Annotated in this window: 4 protein-coding genes; 1 reads left to right on the top strand and 3 read right to left on the bottom strand. The window is 69.7% G+C overall.

Annotation, left to right across the window (positions count from 1 at the left end; genetic code table 11):
- The 3 genes from ACFWPJ_RS26975 to ACFWPJ_RS26965 all read right to left on the bottom strand — a co-directional run.
- A partial coding sequence (locus tag ACFWPJ_RS26975) for a glutamate-1-semialdehyde 2,1-aminomutase (RefSeq protein ID WP_378855417.1) occupies window positions 1-878 on the bottom strand: 878 nt, incomplete at its 3' end.
- The gene (locus tag ACFWPJ_RS26970) at window positions 878-2,176 is read right to left on the bottom strand and encodes a GNAT family N-acetyltransferase (protein ID WP_378855416.1); all 1,299 of its coding nucleotides are present in this window, start codon (window positions 2,174-2,176) and stop codon (window positions 878-880) included. The genes ACFWPJ_RS26970 and ACFWPJ_RS26975, both read right to left, overlap by 1 nt.
- A gap of 2 nt (window positions 2,177-2,178) precedes the next feature.
- On the bottom strand, window positions 2,179-3,228 hold the full coding sequence (locus ACFWPJ_RS26965; RefSeq protein ID WP_378855415.1) for a hypothetical protein: 1,050 nt from the start codon (window positions 3,226-3,228) through the stop codon (window positions 2,179-2,181).
- 224 nt (window positions 3,229-3,452) lie between these two features.
- On the opposite strand from ACFWPJ_RS26965, the gene ACFWPJ_RS26960 reads away from it, so the two are divergent.
- Window positions 3,453-3,905, top strand: a 453-nt coding sequence (locus ACFWPJ_RS26960; protein WP_378855413.1) for a glycosyltransferase family 2 protein, incomplete at its 3' end; no start/stop codon positions are given.

Here is a 3,905-nt window from a genome sequence, read left to right as displayed (position 1 = left end):
GTCTCGGGTCCGTGCGTGGTGGACAGCAGGAAGACCCGGTCGCGCTCGGTACGCAGGCCGCCGAGTTCCATGTACTCGCGCTTTCCAGCGAGCGCGGAAATAGGGAATCCGTTGCCCATCGCCTTGCCCCAGCACGACAGGTCCGGCGTCACCCCGTACACGGCCTGCGCACCACCGGCCGACCAGCGGAAGCCGGTGATCATCTCGTCGAACACCAGCAGCGCGCCGTGCCGATCACACAGGCCGCGAACACCTTCCAGGTATCCGGGAATCGGCTCCGCCATGGCTGTCGCGGCCTCGAGGAAGACGGCGGCGACGGTGTCGCCCGCGAGCGTCGCCGCGAGCGCGTCGAGATCGTTGTAGGCGAACTTCACGGTGTCGACGGCGGGGATCCCGGACGCCATGTCGGTGGTGCCGATGAACCAGTCGTCGACGGAGAAGAACGGCTGATCGCAGACGGCGATCGTGGTCCGGCCGGTCACGGCTCTGGCCAGCCGCACCGCCGCGCTGGTGGCGTCGGAGCCGTTCTTCGCGAATTTCACCATGTCGGCGCCCGGCACGAGGTCCAGGAAGTCTTGCGCGGCGAGTAGTTCGAGTTCGGTGGGCCGCGAGAAGCTCATGCCGTCGGCGGCGGCGAGGGTGGCCGCGCGGACTACCGGCTCGTAGCCGTGGCCCAGGGTGACCGAACGCAATCCCATCCCGTACTCGACGAACTCGTTGCCGTCGACATCCCACACGCGAGCGCCCTTGCCGCGCACCAGGATCGGTGCCATCTGCTCGGGGTACTGGTCGGCGCCACGGGCGTAGGTGTGCGCCCCACCGGGAACCAGGTCGTGCAGGCGAGCCTGGATCGCGGCACTGCGTTCGAAACTGCGCATCAGGTGAGCCCCCACAAACCGTGGTCGGTGTACAGCCCGGTGGGGCCACGATGGTCGGTCAGGACGCCTTCGTGCACGAAGCCGGCGGCGGCCACGACAGCGGAGGTGACGGTGTCGTCGACCGGAATCTCGGCCGCGATCCGCCGCAGCCCGAGCTCGGTGAACCCGTACTCGGTGACCGCCCGCAGCGCTGCGGGCCAGAGTTCGGAATCGGCGAGATCGGGGTCGGCCCAGGTGAACAGGCTGGTGGCCTGACCCGGCAGCAGGGAGTCGCCCAGGCGGAATTCGCCCGCGTAGCAATTGTTCACGTGCAGCACCAGGTGCAGTCCCACCGGTGACCGGAGACCGAATCGGGTGTACCACCGTGCGCGGTACCACCCGGCCCGACGGTGCCTGCGTTCCCATTCGGCGGGCCCGACCGCCACCGTGATCCGCGCGCGGTGGGCTGTCGCGGCTCGTCGCCAGGCCGATCGATCCGTGCGGGCAAGTGTGCGCACCACGGCATTCGGGTGATCGGCGACCACCAGGGACACGGGTTCGGCGGGCACGTAGCGTCGCAGACGCTCGCGGGCCGTCCAAGCGAACAGCCTGGCGGCGGCGAGCGCGACTGCTGCGGGCGACACACCGCCAGACCTGGAAACGACTGGGACCGAGACCGATTCGGCCGGGATGAGGGCGGGGAGGTCCCGCGCTGCGAGGTCGGCCGGGGTGATCGCCGACAAGGTGTGATCCCGGGGCGCCCCACCGGCGTCGTAGGCCAGTGCCATGGTGGCTTGGTGGCGGTAGCCGAGGCCGCGCACACAACGGAGGGCCGGGCGGTTGTCCGGTGAGACCGGTGCCAGCACCCGGGTGATACCACGGGCGCTGAACATGTAGTCGAGCAGCAGCACGCCCACCTGCGCCATGACCCCGCGGCCTGCCCACCGCGCGTCGATCCAGCCACTCTGTTCAGCGGTCGCCGAGGCCGCGTCGATGACGAAGTACTCCATCTGCCCTACGAACCGGCCGTCGACCTCGATGACCCCGGCGTACCGGTGCCCGGCCCGCATATCGGACCAGGCGACCAGACACTCCCGCGCCCAGTGCCGGGGTCTGTGCCGCTGCTCCCAGCTCAGTGGTGAAGTACCCCAGTACGGTTCGATGAACGCGCGGTCACGCAGCCGGATCTCGCGCCACTGCGTGAAGTCCGACATCCGCGGCGGCCGCAGGCGGACGATGCTGTCGCCGTGGCGAACAGGGCCCAATGTCAGGCGCGACATGTCGGCCGGTGCGGGGGAGGTCATGCGCGACAACGCCATGTCTAGACGTCGCGCGATCCGGTGGTTCTCGGCACCGGGGTGGTACGGACCGGCCATTGCCGCGGCAGCACCGTGGTCTCGGGGTCGTACGCCACCGGCGTCGAGGTCCTGGTGTCACGCTTTTGGGCCGGGGCCGGGGCCGGGGCCGGGGCCCGGGCCGCCGGCTCGGCGGGACCGGATGTCGGCCCGGGTGCCGCCGTGGGCACAGGGGCGGCTGTGGCGACCGCGGTCCCGGCTTTCCGGCGGCGCCGCGACCCACCGGTTCGGCCGCCGGCACCACCAATGCGGCGGTTGAGCGCACCGCGCGCCAGCACCACCGTCTCGGCGACGATGATCAGCGTGGCCAGCCCCGCGAACAGGCCTTCCTGGACCGGGTGCGGGGCGACAAGTTCCGAGGTCGGATTGGCGATCACGGTCAGGCGCGGCATGCCGAGAACCTGGCGGAATTCCATCTCGCGCGCCACATCCCTGGCATCGAAACTGAGTTCCGGGCGCAGCGGATCCTCGGCCAGCCGCTTGGTGAAGGTGTCCTCGACGGCCCGCCGATGCACCTCGAGATCGGCGGCCGAACGGGCGATGGCCTCGGTGCGCATCTGGGACGCGGCACTGTCGAGCGACTGCTGCACCGCCAGCACCAGTTTTTCGGCCTGCTCGGGTGACCCGGCTTGCGCCTTGATGATGAGCAGCGACGGTGCGGGCCCGGTCATCGCCGACACCCTCGGCCGCAGGTCGTTCTCCGAGGGCGCCAGCCCGTTCTTCACCACATCCGAGAGCACCCGGCTCTGGGTGACCAGCACGATGTAGGGCTGGGTCAGCTCGTTGAACACCGCGCCGATGGATTGCTGGGAGATCTGCGCGGTGAGGCTCGCCTCGTAGGTGCGGGGGCTGCCGTCGCGGACCAGCCACACCACACCGCCGACGAGGGCTGCGACCACCAGGGCGATCGGCAGGGCGCGAACCAGTTGGCGCAGATGATCGGCGATATTCACCCCGGACATCGCCGGACGCCCAGGGGCCGCGTCGCCCGTGTCCGCCGGGTCGGTCTCGCTCACGCTTCCCACACTTTCGCCGATCTTGCTTCCGCGATGTTAGCTGGGCTTCCGCTGCGCCGCTAACCCGGCGGCACAGTGCGGGCCTTACGAGTACCCGGACCACGAGTTCGGTAACACGATGTGCACCGATGTCGATGTAAATCTCGGTTGCCGGGCGGGTACTGTGCCCGAAACGGGTCCGCGTCGCGCGGCGCAGGCCCGATGAGTGTTGTGGAGGATGTGCGGTGGTGCGGGTACCGGTGTCGGTGTGCGTCCCGGCATTCAACGCGGCACGCACGATTGTCGAGACCATCGAGTCGATTCGCGCGCAGGATTTCGCGGACTTCGAGATCGTCGTGCTCGACAATGCCAGCACCGACGGCACCGGTGACCTGGTGCGGTCCTTCGACGATGAGCGAATCCGGTTGTGCACCAACGACACCGTGCTGCCGATGGTCGACAACTGGAATCGGGTGATGAGCCAGGCCCGCGGTGATCTGGTCAAACTCGTCTGTGCCGACGACCTGATCACCCCGGAGTGCCTCTCGGCGCAGGTCGATTCCCTGCGCGATCCCGAGGTCGCCGTTGCCGGCGCCAAGTTCGACGTCATCGACGACGAGGGCGCGGTGGTCGCCCGGGCGCGCGGGCGGGGGGATCTGGGCGGGCGGGGGTCGGCGCGGACGGCGCGGGGCGCGTGC

Source organism: Nocardia sp. NPDC058497 (assembly GCF_042720195.1).
In the GTDB taxonomy this organism is placed as follows: domain Bacteria; phylum Actinomycetota; class Actinomycetes; order Mycobacteriales; family Mycobacteriaceae; genus Nocardia.
This window is presented reverse-complemented; position numbering and strand designations above follow the sequence as displayed.

Excerpts from the sequence above, each read along its gene's own strand:
- ACFWPJ_RS26970 (WP_378855416.1), bottom strand. The coding sequence starts at position 2,176 with ATGGCGTTGTCGCGCATGACCTCCCCCGCACCGGCCGACATGTCGCGC.